Source organism: Halarchaeum salinum, from assembly GCF_039520965.1.
In the GTDB taxonomy this organism is placed as follows: domain Archaea; phylum Halobacteriota; class Halobacteria; order Halobacteriales; family Halobacteriaceae; genus Halarchaeum; species Halarchaeum salinum.
The window spans coordinates 49,438-72,067 of the sequence record NZ_BAAABL010000067.1; the positions used below are offsets into that span (position 1 = coordinate 49,438).

The window sequence follows — 22,630 nt, forward strand, 5'->3', positions numbered from 1 at the left end:
GCGCAGGTACCGATGTGGTGGTACGCACACATGGCAGGAGACACGCACCCGGACGCGCCGCCAGAGGGGTTGGCGGGCGAACCCGGGACCGAGTCGGTCGAACGATCCGGCGACGTCGAGTACGGGGTCGACGAGAAGCCACCGACCGGGGAGTCGGTGCTCCTCGGCCTTCAGCACTACCTCACGATGGTCGGCGCGAACATCGCCGTCCCGCTCGCCCTCGCCGGCGCGATGGGGATGCCCTCGAGGTGGCAACCGCTCTACATCGGGACGTTCTTCGTCGTCTCGGGGGTCGGCACGCTACTCCAGACGATCGTCGGGAACCGCTATCCGATCGTCCAGGGGGCGACATTCTCGATGCTCGCGCCCGCCATCGCCATCATCGGGTTCGTCGGCACCGGGCCGGGACAGTGGCAGCAAGCGATCGTGGCCTTACAGGGCGCGATCATCGTCGGCGGGATCGTCGAGATGGCCGTCGGCTACTTCGGCGTCATGGGGTGGCTCAAACAGTACCTCTCCCCGATCGTCATCGCGCCCACCATCGCGCTCATCGGACTCTCGCTGTTCAGTTCTCCCCAGGTCACGATGGCGAACCAGGCGTGGTGGCTCGTCGGGCTCACCGTCGTCCTCATCGTTCTCTTCAGCCAGTATCTCGATCGCTCGCATCGCGTCTTCCGGCTCTACCCGGTGCTGCTCGGGATCGTCGGTGCGTGGGCGATCGCCACCGTCCTCTCCGTCGTCGGGATCATCCCGAGCGGGTCGGCCGCGTTCGTCGACCTCTCGACCGTCGCGAACGCCAGCCTCGTGCAGGTCCCGATGCCCCTCCAGTGGGGGATGCCGACCTTCCAGACGTCCTTCATCGTCGGGATGTTCGCGGGCGTCGTCGCCTCCATGATCGAGTCCTTTGGCGACTACCACGCCGTCGCGCGCCTCGCCGGCGAGCGCGCGCCCTCCGCGCGCCGCATCGACCACGGCATCGGGACCGAGGGCCTCGCCACGGTCTTCGCGGGCATCATGGGCACCGGCAACGGCTCGACGTCCTACTCGGAGAACATCGGCGCGATCGGGCTGACCGGCGTCGCTTCGCGCTACGTCATCCAGATCGGTGCCGTCCTCATGCTGTTCGTCGGCTTCATCGGCTACTTCGGCGCGCTCATCACCACCATCCCCGACCCGATCGTCGGCGGTCTCTACATCGCGATGTTCGGCCAGATCGCCGCCGTCGGCCTCTCGAACCTCAAACACGTCGACCTCGATAGCTCTCGCAACGTCTTCATCGTCGGCCTCGCCCTGTTCTGCGGCCTCGCCATCCCGGCCTACATGGGCAACATCGAGAGCGCGATCGCCTTCCAGCAGGGCATGGCGAGCACGCCGATCCTCGGGCCCTTCCTCGGCCTCAAAGTCGTCTCCGACACCGTCTACGTCGTCGGTGGCACTGGGATGGCCGTTGGCGGCCTCGTTGCCTTCGTCCTCGACAACACCGTCGAGGGCACCCGTGCCGAGCGCGGCCTCGACGAGTGGGATCAGCTCACCGAGAACGACGACGCCTTCGACTCCGCCACCGAGCGCTACCTGAAGGGCGATTAGGAGCACCGGCTACCCGCCTTCTTCCTGTGTTCGCCGTCGTTCCCTCGCCATCGGATATGTCCCGGCGTGGACGCCGATTTCACTCACGCTCGGCGGTCGTGTCTGTCGTGCGTCTACGGTCCCACATGTACGAACAGTAGCGGGACCATTACGGCCGCGCCGGCGAGCGCGCCCGCGAGGAAGGCCGGCACGCCGCGATACGGGAGGTCCGCGCCGGCCTCGAGGGCGTCGGGGACGAACTCGGTGAGGACGAGATAAATCATCGCGCCGCCGGCGAAGCCGAAGCCGAAGGGGAGGAACGCGCGGGCGACGCGGACGAACGCGAAGGCGAGCACCGCCCCGATCGGTTGCGGGAGACTGGAGAAAACCGCCGCACCGACCATCCGCCGGACGTCGACGCCCATCGCCTTCAGCGGGATGCTGACCGCGAGCCCTTCAGGGATGTTGTGGACGCTGATCGCGACGGTCATGAGGACGGCGAGCGGCGGGACGGCGAGCCCGAGCACGTCGATACCGCCGCCGAGGCCGAGCTCGGCGAAGGAGACACCGACCGCGACGCCCTCGGGGAACGAGTGGACGGTGAGCACGCCGAGGACGAGGACGAGCGTGCGGAGGTCGCCCGTGGCGATGGCCGCGGGATCGACGTCCGGGCTGATCGCGCCGCCGTCGACGTCGGCGTCGTCGCCACCGATATCGAGTCGTTCGAGCAGGCGATCCGAGACTTCGACGAGGACGACGCCGACGAGCGCGCCCGCGACGAGGAGGACCGGGACGCCGGACGAGTAGGCGAGCCCTTCGCGCGCGAGGCCGAAGACCGAGGCGGCGAGCATGATCCCGGAAGCGACGCCCCAGAGCGCGACCGTCGCGCGATCCGAGATCTCGTCGACGGCGAGGAAGGGCAGCGCGCCGAGACCGGTCGCGAGGTCGGTGACGAGCCCCGCGAGGAAGACGAACGCGAGCCCCTCCATCCCGGCCATGACCGAACGGTAGACGTCGCCGCGACTTAGGGCTGCCCGCTCGCCGACGGAGCCGCGATGGTCGTCGTCTTTTTCCCCTGTCGCATCCAGATCCGGGTATGTCGTGGTACGCCGTCGAGACGCTCCGCCGTGCGTACACGGAGACGCGCGACCTGCTCCGCCCCGTCCGTGCGGGCGTCTGGCTTCGACTCACGCTCCTCGCCGTCTTTGCCGGTGGGACGTCGGTCAGACCGCCCGGCGTCGGTGTCGTCATGCTCCCGCTGAACGCCATGGAGCCCCCGACGACCCCCGTTTCGCCGTTCTCCCCGCGAACGCTGGCGCTCCTCGGGGTCGTTCTCGCCGTCGTCCTCGTGCTCGGGCTGCTCGCGTCCGTCTGTGAGTTCGTCCTCGTCGACTTCGTCGAGTCGGGCGGCGATGGGCTCCGGCGATCCGTCGTCGCACACGTCGGCGATGGGGCTCGACTCTTCGTCTTTCGGGTCTGTCTCGGCGCGCTCGTCGTCGTCCCGCTCGGCGCGTTCGTCGCGGGCGTGCTCGCCGCCGCCCGGAGTGGCTCGGCCGTCGCCCTGCTGCTCACGGTCATCTGTGTGCCCGTCGTCGGCTTCCTCATCGTCGGCGCGCTCGTCGCCTCGGCGATCACGACGTCGTTCGTCGTGCCGCTGATGGCGCACGGTGAGAACGGCATCCGATCGGGGTGGCGCACCCTCTGGCCTGCACTCGCCGCCGTACCCGGCGAGTTCGGCATCTACATCGTCGTGCGCGCCTGTCTCGGCGTCGCGTACGTCGTCGCGGGGAGCGTCGTCGCCGGCGCGTTCGCCCTGCCGTTCGCGTTCGCCTACGGTGCGACCGTCTTCGGCGGGCAGCTCGGCACAGCGGCCGGTTTCGTCGCGGTCGCCCTCGCCGGCGTCGGCACCGCCTGCTACCTCGTGTGTCTCCGTGGGCCCGCGACCGCGTATCTCCGCGCCCACTCGCTGCTCGTCCTCGATCGCCTCGACGTCCCGTACGCCTACCCGGCGTAGCGAGCGACAACGGCTTTGGGCGGCGGGCGTGAAATCCGACTGTATGTTTCCCCACATCGACTATCTCGAGTGGCTGCAGGGTCGCCCCGGCGTCGCGATGTACGACCTCGGGTCGACCGGGCTTCGCGGCGTCACCGAGACGCAGGAGCGCCCGACGACCGTTCCACCACTGCTGGAGGGGCGATCCGACCCGCCGATCGGTGCGACCCTGGAGATGCAGATCGCGGGCCAGTACGGCGTCGATCCCGAATGCGTCCTCGTGACCGCCGGGGCGAGCCACGCGAACTTCCTCGCGACCGCCGCCGCGCTCGACGCCGACCCGGCGGGCGAGCACGAGGACGAGCGCCTGCGCGCGCTCGTCGAGAAGCCCGGCTACGAACCGCATCGGCGGACGCCGGCGGCGTTCGGCGCTGCGGTCGATCGCTTCCTCCGCGCCGACGACTTCCGTCTCCTCCCCGAGCGCATCGAGAAGGCGCTCACGCCCGACACGCGCCTTGTCACCGTTACGAACCGCCACAATCCCTCCGGACGACTGGCCGAGCGCGAGACGCTCGCCGACGTCGCCGCCCACGCGGGCGACTACGACGCGCGCCTCCTCGTCGATGAGGTGTACGCACCGTTCGTCACCGACGGACAGCGCCGCGAGGACGGCGCGCTCGGTGGGCCGACGGCCGCCGGGATCGAGAACACCGTCGTCACGGGATCGCTCACGAAGTTCCTCGGTCTCGGCGACCTGCGGATCGGCTGGCTCGTCGCCGACGCCGACTTCGTCAAGCGCGCCCGCGAGGTCTCCCACCACGTCCCCGGCGTCGCCGACGTCTCGCGGGCGTACGCGATGCGTGCGTTCCACCACATCGACGACCTGCTGGCCGACCAGCGCGCGCTGCTCGCGGAGAACTCGGCCCTGCTCGCGGAGTTCGTCACCGAACGCGACGACATCGAGGGGTTCGTCGCCGACGGCAGCACGTTCGCCTTCCTCGAACCGACGGACGTCGACACCGACAACCTCGTCGAGCGCGCGTGGGAGAACGGCCTCCTGCTCGTCCCCGGGCGGTTCTTCGACGACGACGCGCGCCTCCGCGTCAGCCTCGGGCGCGCGCCGACCGACATGGACGCCGCGCTTCGCACCCTCGCGGGCCTCCTCGACGCGCCCGATAGCTCCAAGAGTTAAGAGGCGGCGCACCTTCGGGGCGGACATGGACGACACACCCCAGGAACTCACGACGCTCGTCGGCCGCGAGGTCTACTCGAACAACGGCGTCTTCGTCGGCGAGATCGAGGACATCCGCCTCGACCTCGACGCCGAGGTCGTCAACGGGCTCGCGCTCGGCGAGCTCAACCCCGATCTGTTCGCGGACTACGACACCGGCCGGCGTGGTGTCATCGTCCCATACCGGTGGGTACGTGCCGTCGGCGATGTCGTGCTCATCAACGACGTCATCGAGCGCCTCAAAACGGACGACGAAACCGACGCCGCACTGGCTTAACTGCCGCCGTTCTGCGTACTGGACGTCGTTTCCTGATCGACGCCCATCGCGTCGAAGAGCTTGCGCTTTACGGCCTCCTTCGTGAGCCCGAGCAGTGTCTCGCGGTTCTCCTCCGAGGTCTTGATCCCCGTGAAGATCCCGAGCGGGATCTCGGCGGAGCCCTGCGTCGAGTGGCCGCCGGCCTCGCCGATGTCGTGGAAGGCGTCCTGGAGGACTTTGCCGATGTTCATGCGGATGTCCTTCGAGCGCGCGGCGAGATAGATGGTGTCGTCGACGATCCCGAAGACGGCAGTCGTCGTGATCCCCTCCAGATTGAGGAGCTGTTGGGCGGCCTGCGATAAGGCGTCGCGATCGCGGATGAACCCCGCGTCGCTGATGAGGTGACTCCCCTGGACGTCGCGGTTCGTGATCGCCTCGGCGAGCACGTCGAGGGTCTCCGGGCTCATGTTCGGCGACTCGACCTGCTCTAAGACGTCGTGGTCGGCAAACGGATAGAGGTAGGCCGCGGCCGTCAGGTCCGCGGGCGTCGTCTCGCGGCGGAAGTCCAATGTCTCCGCGCGGATCCCGTAGAGGAGCGCCGTCGCCACCTCCTGGGAGACGGAGAGGTCGAACTCCTGGATGTACTTCGTGAGGATCGTGGAGGTCGCAGACACATTCGGGCGGACGTCGACGAACTCCGCGTCGACCTCGTCGTCGGCCTCGTAGTGGTCGATGAAGATGTCGATCGACCCCTCGACCTGCATCTCGCCGGCCTTTGCGGGGTCGACGAGCGCGATCGTGTCGTAGTCGTCGATGTCGACGTCGTCGTAGGGCGTGAGCTCGAGCTCGAGGAGGTTGACGAACGCCCGGTTCTCCTGGTGGCCGATCTCGCCGAAGTAGAGGATGTCCGCGGTGACGCCGAGATGGTCGGCGATGGACTGCAACGCCGCCGCCGCGGCGATCGAGTCCGGGTCGGGGTTGTCGTGGGTGACGATGGCGAACCGGTTGTCGGTCCCCTCGATGACCTCCGCTAGCTCGCGGGCTTTGTACTCGAGCTCGCCAGATTCGAGGGCGTGAAGCGCGGCGTCCGCGATGACGGAGGAGGGGTTGATGACGACGTCGGCACCGAGGTCGGTGAGTTCGTCGCTTGAGACCGGGTCGCTCGCGCGGACGACGAGGAACTGTTCGTCGTCGCGTTCGCGAATATTCTGCACCGCGGCCTCGTTGGCCTCGACGTCGGAGGCCATTACGAGGACGACGTCGCGGTCGGCGACGAGCTCGGCGACTTCATCGTCGCGGATGTCCGCGGCCTGTGCGTTCAGGTCCTGATCGCGCAGCGCCTCCACCCGGGACTCATCCCGATCGACGATGAGCACGTCCTTCCCGCGTTCGACGAGTTCCTCGGCGACCGCGTGTCCGACGCTCCCGCAACCGAGGATCGCATACGTCGACATGGACGAGATCGTAGCCCGGCTACTCATGGTCGAACGCTACCGCGCGGCGTCACTTAACCCTCCCGACAGCGGGTGCAAGCCCGGAACGACGACACAACGACGTGTCACCGCCACCCACGTCGCCCCCGGAAAGAAACTTATTTGACTATCCCGCGGTAAGTTGTGAATGCGTTGGGCCGGTAGCTCAGTTAGGCAGAGCGTCTGACTCTTAATCAGACGGTCGGGGGTTCAATTCCCTCCCGGCCCGTTTTCTGACGAACAACGTGAGTAGTGAAAACGCCTGGAGGAAGTGAATCAGTGAGCAACGCAACGCGTTGCGACCGTGGTTCAATTCCCTCCCGGCCCGCTTTTACGACGAACCCACGACACGGAGTACGTCGTCCGCGACGAACTGGACGACGCGAAAAAGTCAATTCGGGGAGCGGCGCGTCTGTGAGTGTGGTTCCGATGGCGCGAGTGCTCGACGCCGTCGCTCCCGATCGTTCGGAAAGCGTCTCCGACGAGGTTCCGATGGCGACCCCTCCCCCCGAAGGGGCCACCGTCTGTCGGAGACGAGAAGCACTAGTCGACCGGCACAAATAACTGTTACTGCCCGTCGCCACACAGGTCACCTGTGTCACATTCACAGACGTCCGTGTCTGTCGGAGTTCGAGACCGACGAATCACGAGCTGTGGGGCATATCGTTCAAGGCGTGCGAGGGCGCGAACACCGCCTCATCGGGCTGCTGCTCGCCGACGTGCCAGACGGGTCGTTACTCCCGTCCCGCCCTGAGCGCCGCGGCGTCGATCGCGCCGCTGTCGAGGTCGGTCTCGACGTTTCGGGCGGCGCGAGCCATGTTCTCTAGCTTGGCGTACGCGGCCTCGCGCGGGAGGATCTTGAGTCCGCAGTCGGGGCTGACGGTGAGCTTCTCCGGTGGGACGACGTGCAGTCCCTCGCGGATGTTCGCCTCGATCTCGGCGACGGGTTCGACGTCGGGCGTATGGGCGTCGACGACGCCAAGCGCGAGATCGGGCTCGAAGTCGCCGTCGGCGAAGACGTCGATCTGCTCGTAGTCCCCGTTGGCGAGTTCGACGTCGAACTCGTCGATCGGGTAGTCGTTGATCTCGGGATAGATCTCGCCGTAGTCGCCGTAGCAGACGTGGAGGCAGAGCCGGACATCGTCGGGGAGGCCAGCGACGATCCGTTCCAGGCACTCGCCGACGACGTCGTAGTCGTCGGGCGTCGTCGCGAGTGCGGGCTCGTCGATCTGGATGTAACGCGCACCGGCCTCGACGAGGTGCCTAATCTCCTCGTTGATGAGGTCGGCGAGGGCGTACGCGAGGGCAGCGGCGTCGTCGTAGACTTCGTTGAAACTCCACGTAGCGAGGGTGTACGGGCCGGTGATCGGCACCTTGACCGGGCGCTGTGCGACGTCGGCGCTGAACTCGAACTCCTCGAGGAGCCACGGGTCGTCGTAGGCGACCTCGGAGACGACGCTCGGTTTGTCGAAGTAGCTGTGCCCCCAGACCTTCACCGGGCCCTTGAACTCGTATCCCGTGATGCGTTCAGCGAAGAACTCTACCATCTCCTCGCGGCGCATCTCACCGTCGCAGACAACGTCGAGGCCGGCGCGTTCGTGCTCGCCGATGATGAGGCGACTCGCGTCGTCGAGAGCCTCGCTCCATTCGTCGTCGTTGACCGCGGTACCGTCGGCCTCGTGGCGCTCGCGGACGTCCGTCAGCCACGCGGGCTTCGGGTAGGAGCCGACGACGGTCGTGAGGAGGAAGTGGTCGTTCGGGTGTTCCGGCGGGCGAAAGCGCTCGCGGCCGACGCGGTCGTCTCGGCCGTCGCTCATTCTGCCACCTCCACGGTCTCGACGCCGGCGGCGAGCGCGTCGAGTTTGGCCTCGAAGGGGCCCGTGGGGAGATAGAAGAGGCCGGTGTTCGGGGTAGCGTACACCGTCTCGAAGTCGCTGACCGGAACGCTGTCGCGGAACCACGTCAACCGGTCGCCGACGGTCTCGGGGGTCTCGACGCGCGTGTTCTGTCCATCGATGACGCCGAGGGCGACCGAGTCGGCGGTGCCGTACTCCTGCACGAGGTAGGCGCACTCATCGTGGGCGGTCACGAGGTCGTAGCCGAGCGCCGCGACGCCCGTGTCGAGAAGGTACGCGTGGAGTTTCTCACCGAGCGCACCCCAGTAGGTGTGAACGACGACGTCGGCGTCGATAGCGTCGTTCACGGCGTCGATGGCGTCTCGGACGCGCTCGTGGGCGTCGTCGTCCGGCGGCGTGGTGATGAGGCTCGGTTCGAGGACGAAGACGGTCTCGACGGCGTCGGGGAACGCGGCGACCTCGCCCGCGAGGAAGTCGGCGACGCCGTCCAGGAACGCCGCAAACGACCCGTAGTGCTCGTCGCGGGCGAGGTCAGTGAGCGAGTAGGGGCCGGGGACGACGGCTTGTAGATCGTCGGTGAGGCGGGCGGCGACGTCGAGGTCGGCGGCGAGGTCACCGTCTTCGGTGAGCGGGCCCTCGACGACGGGTTGGCGGTAGAAGTTGTTGTTTTCGTAGTAGCGCACGACGCGGCCCGGGCGGACGTGCTCGTGGACGCAGAGCGGGTGGGCGAGCATGTCGTCCCAGCGCGCTTGGCCCTCGACGACGCGATCGAGGCCGGCCTCGCGCTGGACGGCGACGAGTCGCTCGCGGGCGGCGTCGTAGGCCGCGGTCACGTCGGCGGACTCGTCCCCGTCGATGAGGTCGCCCTTGCCGCGCCCTTTGAGGTCGGCGAGGCGCTCGCGCTGGGCGTCCGGCAGCGGGAAGAGGCCGGCCGTCGTCGCGACGTGTTGCATATGTCCGATCCACGGTATCGCCGCGGTTAATATTTTCTTTACGTTCGCATGATCGCCGGTAATTACGCGGCGAGCGCGCGCGAGCGCAGCGTCAGGTAGACGACGGCGAGGAGGGAGTCGAGAATCGGAACGACGATCAGGCCGAGCCCGAGGAACCCCCAGTTCACCGGGTCAGGTTCCCACTCGACGTCGGCGTCGCGGATCGCTCGCGCGTCCTTGTAGAGCGCGAGCGGGAGGAGGAGGCGCACGAGGAGGGCGATGGCGAGGAAGGGCGCGGCGGGGATGAGCAACGTCACCAGGCCGCTCGCGCCGGTCGACGTGTGGACGAAGCCGACGAGGAGGAAGCCGAGACAGACCTCGGCGAGCGTCACGAGCGGCATCGCGAGGACGAGCAACCACCAGTTCGAGTCGACCGACCCATCGCTCATATCGCGAACTAGGGGGCGATGTGGACAAACACCTACCGGACGAGTTTCAACACGGTGAGCGTCTCGAACGGGAAGGAGTGGTCGGCGAGCGCGACGGCCGAGAAGCCACGCTCGCCCGCGTAGTCGACGACGTCGTCGACGCCGGTGAGCGTACTCACAAGCAAGAGGACGTATCCCCCGGGCGCGAGCACGCGCTCGACGTCGTCGAGGAACGCCTCGACCACCTCGCGCCCGGTCTCGCCGCCGGTGAGCGCCACCTCCATCCAGTCGTCGCGCGCCGCGGCCGCGTCCGCCGGCAGATACGGCGGATTGAACGTCACGACGTCGAACGTGTCGGTTCGGAAGGGTGCGACGAGGTCCGCGCGCACCGCCTCAACGCCGGCGTCGCAGGCGCGCCGACACGCGTGCGGGTTCAGGTCCGCTCCGAGGACGCGCGCCCCCGTCTCCTCGCCGACGGTCGCCGCGACGTACCCCGATCCCGTCCCGACGTCGAGCACCAGATCGTCCGCTGCGACTTCCTCACACGCGGTGTCGGCGAGCAGCCGCGAGTCCTCCGCGGGGTCGTAGACGTCCGTCTCGACGCCGCGGCGAGCGGCGAGATCGTCGCCGGTCATCGCTTCTCCTCCGTAGTGTCGTCACTGTCAGCGTCAGTGCCGTCGCTGTCGGTACCGTCGTCGGTGTCACCCGTCTCGTCAGTGCCGGTGTCGGTATCGTTGGTCTCGATATCGTCGTCAGTTCGCTCACCGTCGGAGGTCGCATCCGCATCCGACGCGTCGATGGCGTCGTCGTGCACCCGGAAGCCGTCCGTTTCGGGGCGCGCCGACAGTTCGCGCTGCGGGAAGGGGATCTTGATGTCCTGTTCGGCGAACGCCTCATGGACGGCGGAGATGACCGCGGTGTGTGCCCGCCACTTCCGGCGCGCGCTCGGCTTGTCGATCCAGAAGCGGAGGTCGATCGTGACCGCCGAGTCGCCGAACTCGGTGAGGACGGCCTGCGGGCGCGGGACCGAGAGCACGTCGTCGAGGTCGCCCATCGTCTCCTCGGCGATGTCGACGGCCGCATCGACGTCCGTCTCGTAGTCGACACCGACCTCGACGTGCAGGCGGAGCCGCCCCTTCCGCGAGCGGTTGACGACCTCCTCGGAGCCGACGTAGTCGTTCGGGAGCATCACGTATTCGCCGTCGAACGTCTGGATGCGCGTGTTGACGATGCTGATCTCGGTGACGATCCCCTCGTTGTCGCCGACCTGCACCCAGTCGCCGATCTCGAAGGGGCGCGCGAACATCAGGACGAAGCCCGCGAGGACGGCACCGAGCGTCTGTCGTGCCGCCATCCCGAGGACGATCCCGAGGAATCCCGCACCGATGAGCAGCCCGGAGAGGTCGATCTCCCAGAGGCCGAGCAGCGCGAGCAGCCCCCCGATGTAGATCACCAACTGGGCGATGCGGAAGGTGATCTCGGCCTCGTGGTCGCTGACGCCGTCGCGACGCTTCGCCGCGTTTTCGATGGCGCGCTTTACGACGCCGGTCCCGACGTACGCGAGCACGACGATTGCGAGCGAGACGAACGCCTTCGCCCCGAGCGTCAGGGGGTTGCCAAAGCGCTCGATGACGCTGACGAGCAGCGACTGGAGCCCCCAGATGTAGACGAGCGCCCCGAGCTCCGTGACGGCCAGACAGAGCACCAACAGCCCGAGCAGGAGGTCGATGAGCCGGAGGTCGAGCTCGTCGCGGAGGCGCTCGCCGACCCGACTGATCGTCCACCAGAGCGCGACGAACGCGACGAGCGAGCCGACGGAGAGCGCGAGCTGGTCCGCGTGCGCGGCGAGCGACACCCCGAACGCGAGCGGGATCGCCATCAGACGGGGTCACCGTGTTCCGCGGCGAGCGCGGCCAGTTCGGCGAACGTCGCCGGCGCGAGGTTCCCCGGCCGTTTCCGGAGGAGGTCCTCGTCGGCTGCCGCGACGACCGCCTCCGGATCGTCGAGCCCCGAGATGTGCGCGGTGTTCCGGATCGCGTTCCGCACCGTCTTGCGCCGCTGCGTGAACAGCGCCTTCACGAAGTCGAGGAAGAACGCTTCGTCGTCGACCTCGTAGTCGGGGTCACGCGGCGTCGTCCGCACGACCGCCGAGCGGACGCGGGGCTGGGGGTCGAACGCCTCTTTCGGGATCTCCTCGACCACCTCGACGTCCGCGTAGTGCTGGGCACTCACGCTCAGTCGCCCGTACGCGTCGTCGTCGACAGACGCGGCCATCCGCTCGGCGAACTCCTGTTGGAACATCAGGACGGTGGGCTTCGCCCGCGGGAGGAGGCGGAAGGCGAGTTCGCTCGACGCCGAATACGGGAGGTTCGAGATACAGCAGGTGTAGTCGGGAAGTTCGACGTCGAGCGCGTCGCCCTCGACGACGGTGAGCGTCCCGTCCGCGCGGGCGTCCGCGAACTCCTCGCGGAGGTGGGCGGCGAGGTCGGGGTCGCGCTCGACGGCCGTCACGCGATCAGCGACGTCGAGGAGGCGCTCGGTGAGCGCCCCCGGCCCGGGGCCGATCTCCAGGACGTGCGAACGGTCGTACCCCTCCGCGTACGTCGGAATACGGTCCAGAACGCGATCGTCGACGAGGAAGTGCTGGTCGAAATCCGGGTTGCCGCGGCCCGCGCGCCGGACGAGCGCGTCGGGGTCCCGTCGCTCGGTCATTACCGGTCGTAGGCCCCCGTGTCGTGTAAACCCTACTCTCCGCGGTCGCTCGGCGTGAAGGCGTGGTACTTCACGTCCTCGCCTTTGAGCTCCTTGAGGACGCGCTCGACGATGATCTCCTTCGGATCGTGGAGCCCGTCGACGCGATCGGCGAGGTCCGCGAAGCTCTCGAACGGCCCGCGCTTGCGTTCGTCGAGGATCTTATCGCGGAGAGTGTCGCCAATCCCGGGGAGGAGGTTGAGCTGGTGGAGGCGCAGCGAGACCGCGCCGGCCTCGTTGTAGAAGTCGAGAAACGGCTCCGGATTCGCCTCGACCAGCTCCTCGACGACGTACTCCAGCTCGGACTGGGCACCCCCGGAGAGGTCGTCGTACGTGACGGTACTGACCCGATCGAGGTCCGCGTCGGCGTCGGGCGCGACGCGCACCCGATCGCCGATGGAGACATCCGAGTCGTCGGCCATCAGGAACTCGTAGAGCTCGAACTCCTCGGTTCCGACGGCGAATCCGACCTGTCCGCGCCGGAACGCCGCGCGATCGTCGCCCGAACGGCCGTGCCGAAGCACGTCGAGGACGACGGCCTCCGTTCCGTCGGCTGAATCGTCGCTCATGCGCATCGATACGTCGAGGGCGGTCTTAAAAGGTCGGCCGACGGGACGTGAACCCTGCCGCCGTCAGGCGTATTTTACGACGACGTCCAGCACGTCGTCGAGTTCGTCGCCGGAGAGCGCGTAGCGCTCCTGCGCGAAGACGGCACGGAGCTCGTCGCGGTTGCGCGGGAGGAGGTCCGCGATCTTCACGGCGGTCGCAGGGTCGTCGATATGCTCCAAATCGAGGAGGTTCTCGACGAGCTCACGCGACTCCTCGCCTTCGAGGACGGCGAAGCGATTGACGTGCTCGACGGCGCGCGCGAGCTCGTAGCGCAGTTCGCGCTCCTCGTCGGCAGCGCGTTCGGCCTCGACGTCGTCGAGAAGCTCACGCGCCTCCGAGACGGTGAGGAACTCCTCGTCGACGGTCTCCTTGAAGATGGTCACGCTTACTCCTGTGCGCGGAGGTGCGCGGGCTTCGCGATGATCGTCTTCTCCTTGCCGCCGTCAGTGATCTGGACCTTGAACGCGCGGCCCTGTTTGCCGACGACGGTGCCGGTGTGTCCGGAGAAGCGCGGGTGGAAGCGACCTTCGTTGACCGAGGGGTCGATCTTCAGGTGGACCTTCTGGCCCTCGTCGAACTCGGCGACGGCGCGCTGGGGCGGGGAGGTACCGCGATCTCGGGGCTTGTTGGCGAGCTTGTTCCGCGTGCTGTTGAGAGGTCCGTTGGAGCTCGGCATAGTCGTATGCCGACTGATACTGGCGTCGCAGTTATAAAACGCACGTTCCCGTCCCGACAGCGGCCGCCGCCACCTCAACTGTTTTCCCCGAGCCGCGGCCACCGGCATGCATGGAGCTCGCATCCGGCGTCTACGGCTTCCCCGTTACCGTCTCGTATCCGGACCGCACGCTCACGATCACCCCCGCGGGCGTCGAGACGCCCGACGGCGGTCTCGTCCTGCTCGACGCGGGCTTCCCCGATACCGTCGACCTCCTCGAGGACGCGCTCGCCGAGGAGGGGTTCGACTACGACGACGTCGAATACCTCGTGCTCACGCACCAGGACGGCGATCACGCGGGCGGTGCGGCGGAGATCGCCGAGCGCGCGGACGCGCCGGTGTTCGCGCACCGCGACGACACGCCCGCGATCGAGGGGGCGAAAGACCCGATCAAGGGTGATCCGAGCGATCGCTACGACCCCGTCCCCGTCGACGTGCAGGTCGTGGACGGCGTGGAGATCCGGACGGCCGTCGGCCCGCTCCAAATCGTCGCGACGCCGGGCCACACGCCCGGGCATATCTCGTGTTACGTCCCCGACGCCGGCGTCCTCCTCGCCGCGGACGCCTCGGTTGCGGAGGACGGCGAGCTCGCCGGGCCGAACGAGCACTTCACGCCCGACGTCGAACGCGCCTACGACTCCCTCGACACGCTCGCGGACCTCGCGTTCACCGACGTCCTCTGCTTCCACGGCGGGCACGTCGAGGCCGGTCCCGAGGACGTCGCGGCGCTGGTCGAGTAGCGTGACCATCCACGTCAACGCCGCGACGAGCGTCGACGGTAAACTCGCCTCTCGGCGGCGCGAGCAGCTCGCTATCAGTGGCCCCGCGGATTTCGCGCGCGTCGATCGCGTGCGTGCGGCGAACGACGCCGTGATGGTCGGCGTCGGCACCGTGCTCGCCGACGACCCGTCGCTCACGCTCGACGATCCCGAGCTCGTCGCGACCCGTGAGGAACGCGGAGCACCCCCGCAGCCGACGCGGGTCGTCGCGGACTCGAACGCGCGCACCCCGCCGGACGCCCGCGTGCTCGACGACGCGGCCCCGACCGTCGTTCTCGTCGCGGCGGGCGCGCCGGACGAGCGTGTCGCCGCCATCGAAAACACGGGTGCGACGGTGCTCGCCGCCGGCGACGAGCGTGTCGATCTGCCGATGGCGTTCGAGGGGATAGCGGCGCGTGGCCTCGTCGACGTGATGGTCGAGGGCGGCGGCGAGCTCATCTTCTCGCTGTTCGACGCTGGCCTCGTCGACGAACTCACCGTCTACGTCGGGAGCACGATCGTCGGCGGGCGAACCGCGCCGACGCTCGCCGACGGCGAGGGGTTCGTCGACGAGTACCCGACGCTCGACCTCGTCGACGTCGAGCGAATCGACGACGGCGTGCTGTTGCGCTACGACTGCTGAGCGCGCTCGAACGCCGTGCGCACGAAGTCGTTCACCCGCCCGCGCTCGATACCGCGGACGGCGTGTGTGTCCGGATCGATCTCGCGCGGGAGCGCGACGATCCCTGGGTCGATCGGATCGGCGATCGGCTCGTCACCCCTCCCGGCGCGTTTCCGCGCCACGAGCCGGCGGGCCGTTGCGATCCACGCGTCGGGAAAGCGCTCGCCAGCGTCGTCGAGGAACGCCGGGAAGACGGGCGTCGGGAACGTGTGCGTGTCGCGGACGTACCGAGCGTAGAGTGCCGCGCGAACGACGACGAGCGCACGTGAGACCGTTGGTGAGTTGTCGGTCGCCGCTGACTGACCGGTCGCGAGCGAGCGGTAGTGGTGGTAGCAGTCGATCGGCGAGAAGGCGGTGAGGGCGTGCTCGCGGAGCGCGTCGAGGCCCGCACACGATCGGTAGACGGTCGGTGAGGCGAGGGCTTCGAGGACGGTCGGGTTCGACTCGGTGAGGAGTTCGGCAACGCGCGTGAGGTTCCACGCGCGGACATCCACCTCGCGGTCCGCGCTCTCGTTGAACTCCTCGTGGATCGACGCCACGTAGCCATCGAGGACGACGTAGTCGGCCGGCCGCTGAGCGTAGACGACGGCGATATCGTGATCACTGGTCGGGCCAGCGTACCCCCACGCGCGGCTCCCGGCCTCGGCGGCGACGCAGATCCGGACATCGCGCTCACGTTCGAGCGCGGCGAGCGCATCGTCAACGACCGGTGGCGTGGTCGTCGGCATGCAATCGCGGAGAAGAGCGCCGTTAGTGCGAGTGGCCGGTCGCCTCGCCGTACGTGACACCGAAGCGCTCCTCGAAGAGGTCGAGCGTCGACTCCTCGATGGCTTCGAGTTCGTCGCTGGCGTCGCCCTCGCCGTGGTGGGCGAGCGTGTGCGCGCGGTTGGCGAAACCCATCAGGGCGATGTCGGCGACGACCTGCGCCATCGACTCGTCGTCCTCTTCGCCGAGGATGTCAACGAGTCCCGCGGGGATTTCGACGTCGTCGCTACCGTCCGGACCGTCGACGCTGAACGTCACGGTCTCAACTTCGTCAGTCATGAACTCGCGGTTCGCACGTCCGACGCAAAAGCCTGCCGAAGCCGCGGATGCGGCGCGGCAGGGCGAGAAGGAAGAGTTAAAACCGCTCGCGCGGCTACCCTGTTCGTATGAGCGAAGCACGACAGGCGCGCAAGTGCGTCTCCTGTGGGATCAACATCTCCGGCACGAACGCCGCATCGTTCAAGTGCCCGGACTGTGGCCAGCAGATCTACCGCTGCGCGAAGTGCCGCAAGCAGAGCAACCTCTACGAGTGTCCCGACTGCGGGTTCCGGGGGCCGTAACGATGGGGAAGGTCGCCGCCGTCCTCAAGGTCATGCCGCAGAGCCCGGACGTCGACCTCGACGACCTGAAGGAGGACCTCGAGGACTCGCTCCCCGAGGGCGCGAAGCTTCGCGGCTTCGAGCAGGAGGAGGTCGCCTTCGGTCTCGTCGCGCTCCTCTCGACCGTCGTCGTCCCCGACGACGCCGGTGGCACGGAAGCCGTCGAGGACGCCTTCACGAGCGTCGAGGGCGTCGAGTCCGTTCAGGTGCAGGAAACCGGCCGCCTGTAAACCGCGCTTCGCTTTCTCGGACGGCGCTCCCGTCCGTCGTTTTCCCGTTCGGTAGCGATGCGGACATCGTTTTCTCCGCTTCCGGCCGTGCGCCCATTCTCGTCTCGTTTTCACCCGCGCAGCGCCGCGAGCGTCGACCGCGACCTACGCGTCGGCGTCCGTCGTCGGCTCGCGTATCCACTCGCGGTCGGTGTGCAAGTAGATGCCCTCGACGTGGCCCGGTTCCGCGATCGGGTAGTCGCCGTTCAGCCGCTCGGGCGTCTCAGGTGCCGACGGCAGCCCGCCCGCCGGTTCGAACTCCCCGAACGGCTCGTCGAGCGTACAGCCGTGACGCTCGAAGAAGTCGCGGTATTTCTCGTAGTAGGCCTCGCGCTCCTCGGGGGGAAACTCCAGGAGCTCGCCCCAGCCGTGGTTGTAGAAGTCGAACGCGCCCTGGATGTGCGTAATCTCGCGGGCGTGGCTCTCCGGGTAGCCCTCGGCGAGCGCGCACTCGTAGACGTCGATCGTCGTCTCGAAGAGCGCGCGGAGGCGGGCCTCGCGGGCGTCGGCGTCGCGCTCGCAGGCCGCGACGAAGAAGTCCGTGTGGAGATCAACGAGCCAGTCGCGGACGAATCGCTCGATGACCGGGACGTCGAGCGCGAGCTGCGTGACGTAGTTCCGCCACGTCTGGTAGAGTCGCATATAGGGGCGTGTGGCGGGGGCGACAAGGACGTTCGGGCTAGCGGGATTCGTGCTCAGCGCCCGACCTCGTCGCGGACGACGTAGTAGAGGATCCAGACGATGACGCTCCCGAAGAACGCGCCGAGCGCCCACGCGAGCGCGTGGCGGCTGTCGCGGCGCGTGGCGTCGCGGTGGACGAGATACGCGACGGCGAGCTGAACGAGCAGCAAGAGGAGCGGGAGGATCGAGCCCGCGCCGACGGCGGCGAGCGGGAGGGCGGTGACTGTCACGTTAGCTCCGACGGCGGACGAGCAGTTACAGTTCATCACGCCGCGCCCGGCGTCACGCGCGCCCGCGCGACGAACCCTTTTACGTCCCCCGCACCAAAGGCCGGTGATGGATGTAGACGATCACGCCGAGGAGCTCGCCTCCGACCTCGGTGTTGACAAAGAGGAGGTCGCAGAGGGACTCCGCAATCTGGTGGAGTACAGCGTGCCGATGGAGGAGGCCAAACAGAGCCTCCGCCGGAAGTACGGCGGCGACACCGGGAGCTCGTCCACCCCGACGTCCGCGGATCTCGCCGACGTGACGCCGGAGTCGGGCAACATCACGGTCACCGCGAAGATCCTGACCGTGGGCAAACGCTCGATCCGCTACAACGGCGACGACCACGTCATCTTCGAGGGCGAGCTCGCCGACGAGACGGGCAAGCTCTCCTACACGGCGTGGGAGGACTTCGGCCTGGAAGCCGGCGACGTCGTCCAGATTGGCAACGCGAGCGTCCGCGAGTACGAGGGCCGTCCCGAGGTGAACTTCGGGGAGTCGTCGACAGTGAGCGTTGTCGACGAGGCCCTCGACGTCCCCTACGAGGCGGGCGGCGAGGCCGACCTCGCCGACCTTGAGGCGGGCGATCGCGGCGTGACGCTCGACGTCCGCGTCGTCGAGGTCGAACGCAAGACGATCGACGGGCGCGACGGCGAGACGGAGATCCTCTCCGGCGTGCTCGGCGACGAGACGGCGCGCCTCCCCTTCACGGCGTGGGAGGTCGTGCCCGCGCTCGAAACGGAGGGCGCGAGCGTCCACATCGAGGACGCCTACATCCGAGAGTTCCGCGGCGTCCCCTCGGTCAACGTCTCCGAGTTCTCCGTCGTCGCGGAGCGTGCGGAACCCGTCGAGGTCGGCGGGCCGACGCGACTGTCGATCCGCGAAGCCGTCTCCGGCGGCGGTGCGTACGACGTCGAACTCGTCGGGAACGTCATCGAGGTCCGGGACGGCTCCGGGCTCATCGAGCGCTGCCCGGAGTGCGGGCGCGTCATCCAGAAGGGGCAGTGTCGCACCCACGGAGACGTCGAGGGCGAGGACGACCTCCGCGTGAAGGCGATCCTCGACGACGGAACGGGGACGACGACCGCGATCCTCGATCGCGACTTGACCGAGGATATCTACGGTGGTACCTTAGAGGACGCCCTCGAGGCCGCGCGGGACGCGATGAACCGCGAGGTCGTCGCCGACGACATCCGCGAGTCGATCGTCGGCAAGGAGTATGCGGTGCGCGGGCACCTCTCGGTTGATGAGTACGGCGCGAACCTCGAGACGATCCGATTCCACGAGAGCGCCGACGATCCGGCCGAGCGGGCGCACGAGCTGCTCGCAGAGGTGGGCGCATGAGCCAGTCCGACGACGCCGACGAGGAGCGCCCAAGCCGAGAGGTCGCGTGGCGGCTGTTCGCCGCGGAGTTCGACGACGCGGACTACCAGTACGCGGAGAGCGACGAGGAGCGCGCGCCGAACTATGTCGTGACGCCGACTGGCGCGCGCGTCAATCGGCTGTTCGCGGTCGGCGTCCTCACCTCCGTCGAGCAGGTGAACGAGGACGTCGTGCGGGCGCGCGTCGTCGACCCGACGGGCGCGTTCGTCGTCTACGCCGGCCAGTATCAGCCGGACGCGCTCGCATCGCTGGAGAACGCCGATGTGCCGTCGTTCGTCGCAGTGACGGGCAAGGCCCGGACGTTCTCGCCGGACGACTCAGAGCAGGTGTACACCTCGATCCGTCCGGAGAGCGTAAACGCCGTCACGCCCGAGACGCGGGATCGCTGGGTCGTCTCGACGGCCGAGCGGACGCTCTCGCGGATCGCGACGTTCGCGGACGCCCTCGACATGCCGGAGCGCGGCGACGACCTGACGGACGCGCTCGTCGAGCGCGGCGCGCCGTACGGGCTCGCCTCCGGGATTTCGCACGCCATCGACCACTACGGGACGACGCCGGCGTACCTCGCGGCCGTCCGCGGACTCGCACTCGACGCGACGCGCGTCGTCGCCGGCGATCTCGACGAGGTCGAGGACCTCGCGCTCGCGCCCGACGAGGGCGATGGGACGGACGCCGACCTCTCCTACCCGGATGCGACGCTCGCGGACGCCGAGCCCGCCGACACGAGCGGGAACGCCGCGATGCCGGACGAACACGTCGAGGCGACAGCGGACGGCGAAACGGTCACGACCGACACCGAACCGTCGCCGGACGATTTCGAGGAGAGTGAGTCGGCGACGGAGCCAGCCGAAGCCGAGTCGACCGAGTCGGAAGCAGCCGAGTCCGAAGCCGAGGCACAGGCGGATTCGGTCAGCGAGTCCGAGGCCGATTCCGGCGAGGAGACCGAATCGGTCAGCGAGTCCGAGATAGGTGAGACCGAGGAGCCCGCGACGACTCGCACGGAGGCGACGCCGGAGGGCGAGACGGCCACGACGTCCACCGAGCCGTCGCCGGACGACTTCGAGTCCGAGGAGGCCTCGTCCGAGGCGGAACCCGCGAGCGACGACGCAGAACCCGTGGATGAGGGCGAGGCGAGCGACGAGGACGAACAGTGGGAGATGGACGAGGAGACCCGAGCCGAGGTCGAGGAGGAGTTCGACGTCGGCTTCTCGACTGGCGGCGAGATCCCCGAGGGCGGCGAAGAGGACCGCTCACCCGACGATCTGGAGGCTGGCGCGGACGAACCCGCGTCCACGCGCCCGTCGCCGGACGACGAACCCGCGGACGAGGGTGACGGCGACCTCGGCGACTTCGAGACGTCGGAGAGCTTCGAGGGGGACGACGACGAAGCGGACGACCTCGATGACTTCACCGAGGCGGCGTACGACGAACCCGAGAGCGCTGCCGAGGACGCGGAGTCCGCGCCGGCGGACGTCGACCTCGAGGACCTCGTCGTCGACTACATGGACGTCCTCAACGACGGCGACGGCGCGGACCGCGACGAGCTCGTGCGCACCGTCATGGAGGAGACGGACGCCGACGAGGACGAGATCGCGGACGCGATCCAGTCGGCGCTGATGAGCGGGCGGTGTTACGAGTCCGGCGAGGACAACCTGAAGGCCATCTAGATGGCGCGGGTCGAGCCCGTCCCGGAGCGACCGGCGGCGGTCGCGGACTGCGGCGATAAGTCGGTCCTCGTGGTCGCGGACTACCACGCCGGGATCGAGGCGTCGCTGCGCCGCGAAGGGCTCGAAGCGCCGTCACGGGCGGACGAGCGCCGCGATCGCGTGCTGTCGCTCGTCGCCGAGACGGGTGTCGATCGCGTTGTCTTCCTCGGCGACCTCGGTCACCGGATCGGCGCGCCGAAAGGCGCGGAGCTGGACGAACTCGAAACGCTCGTCGCCGAGCTTCCGGTGCCGGCCACGCTCGTCCGCGGGAACCACGACGGCGGTCTCGAGGATGTCCTCGACATCGACGTCACGCCCGCGACGGGGGCACGCATCGGCGACGTGGGGTTCTGCCACGGCCATACGTGGCCGAGACACGACGTGCTGGCCGCCGACGTAGTGTGTGTCGGTCACGAACACCCAGCGGTCCGGTTGGAGGACGAAGTGGGCGGCAGTCGCATCGAACGCATCTGGCTCCGCGGGCCGCTCGTCGCCAAGCCGTTCGAGACCTACCACGGCGCAACGCTCGACATCAGCGGCGAACTCGTCGTCTGCCCGGCGTTCAACGAGTACAGCGGCGGCACATGGGTCAACGTCGAGGGGCAAGAGTTCCTCGCGCCGTTCCTCCCCGACGCCTGCCCGGACGCGCAGGCCTACCTGCTCGACGGCACGCGACTCGGGCCGTACCGCGGGCTCTGAGGGGACGGCCTATCCGTTCGCAACCCGTTTCGGGCGCATGGCCAACTCGACGCTCGGCTGGTCGCTCCTGTCGTCCGGCATCGTCACGCTCCTGTTGCTCGCGTTGCCCGGCGACGAGCTCTGGTGGGGGCTCGCGCTCGCGCTCGCGGGCGGCATCCTACTCTGGCGGCGCGACCGCCGGTACTGATGGCTTACTCGCGCGAGACGCGCTCGGGCGCGCGGAGCTCGGCCCAGTCGCGCGCGGCAAGCCACTCGCAGAGCGCTTCGAGTTGTTCACTCGCAGCGTCGAACAGTTCCGCGCCCCTCTCGGCAGTGGCGTCCGTTGGATCGCCGAACGACCCATTCGCGGAGTTCTCAACAGTGTCGTAGAAGGTCGCCGCGCCGTTCTGCGTCCGGATCGACGCCTCGGGATCCGGAGCGCCGCCGTCGCGGGCCTCGGCGAGCCGGTCGTCGTGTACGAGGTCGGGGTGGAGGTGTTGGATGAGCGCAGTCTCCTTCGGACCGGCGTGCGGGCCGTTGTGTTCGAAGGCCTCGTCGACGAGGTTGGGGATGGACTCGTCCCACATCCACTCGATGGCGTAGGCGACATCGTCGTCACGGAGTCGTCTCCCCACTTCGCGGAGATGTTGGACGTTCCCGCCGTGGGCGTTGACGAAGACGACGCGGTCAATGCCGTGATAGGTAAGGTTGCGGACGTAGCTCTCGACGTAGTCGCGGAAGACGTCGGCGTCGACCCAGGCGGTGCCGGGGAACTGGCGGTGGTGGGGGCTGACGCCCACGGTGACGGTGGGCGTTCGGAGGTAGCCGGTGCGCTCTGAGACCTCGGTGGCGAACGCCTCGGCGATGGCGTGATCGGTGGCCAGCGGGAGGTGCGGGCCGTGCTGTTCGGTACTTCCCAGCGGGACGATGGCGAGCGACTCGGACTCGAAGTACGCTTCGAGATCCGGCCACGCCTCGTCGGCGAGGTACACGCGTATGCGCACGGACCGCACCGCGAGAAAGGTTTGGGTGGTGA

Annotated in this window: 28 protein-coding genes and 1 tRNA gene; 13 read left to right on the forward strand and 16 right to left on the reverse strand. The window is 68.4% G+C overall.

Annotated elements, in window-relative coordinates:
• Positions 1–30: 30 nt before the first annotated feature.
• Positions 31–1,587, forward strand: a complete 1,557-nt coding sequence (locus ABDZ36_RS11365) for a uracil-xanthine permease family protein (RefSeq protein WP_211312071.1) — start codon at positions 31–33, stop codon at positions 1,585–1,587.
• 113 nt (positions 1,588–1,700) lie between these two features.
• On the opposite strand, the gene ABDZ36_RS11370 is transcribed toward ABDZ36_RS11365, so the two are convergent.
• Positions 1,701–2,564: a ZIP family metal transporter gene (locus ABDZ36_RS11370; protein ID WP_211312072.1), complete on the reverse strand. Its 864-nt coding sequence runs from the start codon at positions 2,562–2,564 to the stop codon at positions 1,701–1,703.
• A gap of 98 nt (positions 2,565–2,662) precedes the next feature.
• Between ABDZ36_RS11370 and ABDZ36_RS11375 the strand changes: the two genes are divergently transcribed.
• The 3 genes from ABDZ36_RS11375 to ABDZ36_RS11385 are packed head-to-tail and all read left to right on the forward strand — an operon-like array spanning position 2,663 to position 5,067.
• Positions 2,663–3,580, forward strand: coding sequence for a DUF7544 domain-containing protein (locus ABDZ36_RS11375; RefSeq protein WP_211312073.1), 918 nt, complete (start codon positions 2,663–2,665; stop codon positions 3,578–3,580).
• A 43-nt stretch (positions 3,581–3,623) separates the two neighbouring features.
• Positions 3,624–4,751 carry a pyridoxal phosphate-dependent aminotransferase gene (locus ABDZ36_RS11380; RefSeq protein ID WP_211312074.1) on the forward strand — a complete coding sequence of 376 codons (1,128 nt, stop codon included), beginning with the start codon at positions 3,624–3,626 and terminating at the stop codon, positions 4,749–4,751.
• Positions 4,752–4,776: 25 nt separating this feature from the next.
• Positions 4,777–5,067 carry a PRC-barrel domain-containing protein gene (locus tag ABDZ36_RS11385; protein ID WP_211312075.1) on the forward strand — a complete coding sequence of 97 codons (291 nt, stop codon included), beginning with the start codon at positions 4,777–4,779 and terminating at the stop codon, positions 5,065–5,067.
• On the opposite strand, the gene ABDZ36_RS11390 is transcribed toward ABDZ36_RS11385, so the two are convergent.
• A complete protein-coding gene (locus tag ABDZ36_RS11390) occupies positions 5,064–6,527 on the reverse strand; it encodes a DHH family phosphoesterase (RefSeq protein WP_211312076.1) in 1,464 nt (487 codons plus the stop codon). The two genes, ABDZ36_RS11385 and ABDZ36_RS11390, sit on opposite strands and share 4 nt — an antisense overlap.
• Before the next feature lie 146 nt (positions 6,528–6,673).
• Between ABDZ36_RS11390 and ABDZ36_RS11395 the strand changes: the two genes are divergently transcribed.
• A tRNA-Lys gene (locus ABDZ36_RS11395) sits at positions 6,674–6,747 on the forward strand.
• Positions 6,748–7,252: 505 nt separating this feature from the next.
• Here ABDZ36_RS11395 and ABDZ36_RS11400 read toward each other — a convergent pair.
• The 9 genes from ABDZ36_RS11400 to ABDZ36_RS11440 all read right to left on the reverse strand — a co-directional run bounded on the left by ABDZ36_RS11400 (position 7,253) and on the right by ABDZ36_RS11440 (position 13,770).
• The gene (locus ABDZ36_RS11400; RefSeq protein WP_211312077.1) at positions 7,253–8,335 is read right to left on the reverse strand and encodes a methionine synthase; all 1,083 of its coding nucleotides are present in this window, start codon (positions 8,333–8,335) and stop codon (positions 7,253–7,255) included.
• Entirely contained in the window at positions 8,332–9,327 is a 996-nt protein-coding gene (locus ABDZ36_RS11405; RefSeq protein WP_211312078.1) for a 5-methyltetrahydropteroyltriglutamate--homocysteine methyltransferase, read from the reverse strand. The genes ABDZ36_RS11400 and ABDZ36_RS11405 overlap by 4 nt, the downstream gene beginning before the upstream one ends.
• A gap of 62 nt (positions 9,328–9,389) precedes the next feature.
• Positions 9,390–9,755: a hypothetical protein gene (locus tag ABDZ36_RS11410; protein ID WP_211312079.1), complete on the reverse strand. Its 366-nt coding sequence runs from the start codon at positions 9,753–9,755 to the stop codon at positions 9,390–9,392.
• A 32-nt stretch (positions 9,756–9,787) separates the two neighbouring features.
• Positions 9,788–10,369, reverse strand: a complete 582-nt coding sequence (locus ABDZ36_RS11415) for a HemK2/MTQ2 family protein methyltransferase (RefSeq protein WP_211312080.1) — start codon at positions 10,367–10,369, stop codon at positions 9,788–9,790.
• Entirely contained in the window at positions 10,366–11,613 is a 1,248-nt protein-coding gene (locus ABDZ36_RS11420) for a mechanosensitive ion channel family protein (RefSeq protein ID WP_211312081.1), read from the reverse strand. Before ABDZ36_RS11420 ends, ABDZ36_RS11415 begins: the two co-directional genes overlap by 4 nt.
• Positions 11,613–12,446: a 16S ribosomal RNA methyltransferase A gene (locus tag ABDZ36_RS11425; protein ID WP_211312082.1), complete on the reverse strand. Its 834-nt coding sequence runs from the start codon at positions 12,444–12,446 to the stop codon at positions 11,613–11,615. The genes ABDZ36_RS11420 and ABDZ36_RS11425 overlap by 1 nt, the downstream gene beginning before the upstream one ends.
• 32 nt (positions 12,447–12,478) lie before the next feature.
• A complete protein-coding gene (locus ABDZ36_RS11430; RefSeq protein WP_211312083.1) occupies positions 12,479–13,054 on the reverse strand; it encodes a DUF655 domain-containing protein in 576 nt (191 codons plus the stop codon).
• 63 nt (positions 13,055–13,117) lie between these two features.
• Positions 13,118–13,477, reverse strand: coding sequence for an RNA polymerase Rpb4 family protein (locus ABDZ36_RS11435; protein ID WP_211312084.1), 360 nt, complete (start codon positions 13,475–13,477; stop codon positions 13,118–13,120).
• Between the two features lie 2 nt (positions 13,478–13,479).
• Positions 13,480–13,770, reverse strand: a complete 291-nt coding sequence (locus tag ABDZ36_RS11440; RefSeq protein ID WP_211312085.1) for a 50S ribosomal protein L21e — start codon at positions 13,768–13,770, stop codon at positions 13,480–13,482.
• A gap of 110 nt (positions 13,771–13,880) precedes the next feature.
• Here ABDZ36_RS11440 and ABDZ36_RS11445 point away from each other — a divergent pair, with 110 nt between their 5' ends.
• Positions 13,881–14,549, forward strand: a complete 669-nt coding sequence (locus ABDZ36_RS11445; protein WP_211312086.1) for an MBL fold metallo-hydrolase — start codon at positions 13,881–13,883, stop codon at positions 14,547–14,549.
• Position 14,550: 1 nt separating this feature from the next.
• Positions 14,551–15,210 (forward strand): 2,5-diamino-6-(ribosylamino)-4(3H)-pyrimidinone 5'-phosphate reductase, encoded by a 660-nt coding sequence (locus ABDZ36_RS11450; RefSeq protein WP_211312087.1) that lies wholly within the window; start codon positions 14,551–14,553, stop codon positions 15,208–15,210.
• On the opposite strand, the gene ABDZ36_RS11455 is transcribed toward ABDZ36_RS11450, so the two are convergent.
• Together ABDZ36_RS11455 and ABDZ36_RS11460 are read right to left on the reverse strand one after the other, a co-directional pair.
• The gene (locus tag ABDZ36_RS11455; RefSeq protein WP_211312088.1) at positions 15,198–15,977 is read right to left on the reverse strand and encodes a nucleotidyltransferase domain-containing protein; all 780 of its coding nucleotides are present in this window, start codon (positions 15,975–15,977) and stop codon (positions 15,198–15,200) included. The genes ABDZ36_RS11450 and ABDZ36_RS11455 overlap by 13 nt on opposite strands.
• Before the next feature lie 22 nt (positions 15,978–15,999).
• Complete coding sequence (locus ABDZ36_RS11460) at positions 16,000–16,293, reverse strand: DUF7545 family protein (RefSeq protein WP_211312089.1); 294 nt, start codon at positions 16,291–16,293, stop codon at positions 16,000–16,002.
• Between the two features lie 107 nt (positions 16,294–16,400).
• Between ABDZ36_RS11460 and ABDZ36_RS11465 the strand changes: the two genes are divergently transcribed.
• Both ABDZ36_RS11465 and ABDZ36_RS11470 read left to right on the forward strand, forming a co-directional pair.
• Positions 16,401–16,574, forward strand: coding sequence for an HVO_2753 family zinc finger protein (locus ABDZ36_RS11465; protein ID WP_188871213.1), 174 nt, complete (start codon positions 16,401–16,403; stop codon positions 16,572–16,574).
• Between the two features lie 2 nt (positions 16,575–16,576).
• Positions 16,577–16,843, forward strand: a complete 267-nt coding sequence (locus ABDZ36_RS11470) for an elongation factor 1-beta (RefSeq protein ID WP_211312090.1) — start codon at positions 16,577–16,579, stop codon at positions 16,841–16,843.
• 144 nt (positions 16,844–16,987) lie between these two features.
• Here the strand turns inward: ABDZ36_RS11470 and ABDZ36_RS11475 are convergent, their stop codons facing one another.
• Positions 16,988–17,524 carry a DUF6149 family protein gene (locus ABDZ36_RS11475; RefSeq protein ID WP_211312091.1) on the reverse strand — a complete coding sequence of 179 codons (537 nt, stop codon included), beginning with the start codon at positions 17,522–17,524 and terminating at the stop codon, positions 16,988–16,990.
• A gap of 53 nt (positions 17,525–17,577) precedes the next feature.
• Positions 17,578–17,793 carry a hypothetical protein gene (locus ABDZ36_RS11480; RefSeq protein WP_211312092.1) on the reverse strand — a complete coding sequence of 72 codons (216 nt, stop codon included), beginning with the start codon at positions 17,791–17,793 and terminating at the stop codon, positions 17,578–17,580.
• A 106-nt stretch (positions 17,794–17,899) separates the two neighbouring features.
• Here ABDZ36_RS11480 and ABDZ36_RS11485 point away from each other — a divergent pair, with 106 nt between their 5' ends.
• From ABDZ36_RS11485 to ABDZ36_RS11500, 4 genes are read left to right on the forward strand one after another with little or no spacing between them, the layout of a single operon-like run.
• On the forward strand, positions 17,900–19,171 hold the full coding sequence (locus ABDZ36_RS11485) for a Single-stranded DNA binding protein (protein ID WP_211312093.1): 1,272 nt from the start codon (positions 17,900–17,902) through the stop codon (positions 19,169–19,171).
• Positions 19,168–20,877 (forward strand): hypothetical protein, encoded by a 1,710-nt coding sequence (locus tag ABDZ36_RS11490; protein WP_211312094.1) that lies wholly within the window; start codon positions 19,168–19,170, stop codon positions 20,875–20,877. The genes ABDZ36_RS11485 and ABDZ36_RS11490 overlap by 4 nt, the downstream gene beginning before the upstream one ends.
• Positions 20,878–21,615: a metallophosphoesterase gene (locus ABDZ36_RS11495; protein WP_211312095.1), complete on the forward strand. Its 738-nt coding sequence runs from the start codon at positions 20,878–20,880 to the stop codon at positions 21,613–21,615. It begins immediately after the preceding gene.
• A gap of 37 nt (positions 21,616–21,652) precedes the next feature.
• The gene (locus ABDZ36_RS11500; RefSeq protein ID WP_211312096.1) at positions 21,653–21,802 is read left to right on the forward strand and encodes a hypothetical protein; all 150 of its coding nucleotides are present in this window, start codon (positions 21,653–21,655) and stop codon (positions 21,800–21,802) included.
• Positions 21,803–21,806: 4 nt separating this feature from the next.
• Here ABDZ36_RS11500 and ABDZ36_RS11505 read toward each other — a convergent pair whose 3' ends face one another.
• Positions 21,807–22,586 (reverse strand): creatininase family protein, encoded by a 780-nt coding sequence (locus ABDZ36_RS11505; protein ID WP_211312097.1) that lies wholly within the window; start codon positions 22,584–22,586, stop codon positions 21,807–21,809.
• Positions 22,587–22,630 lie beyond the last annotated feature (44 nt).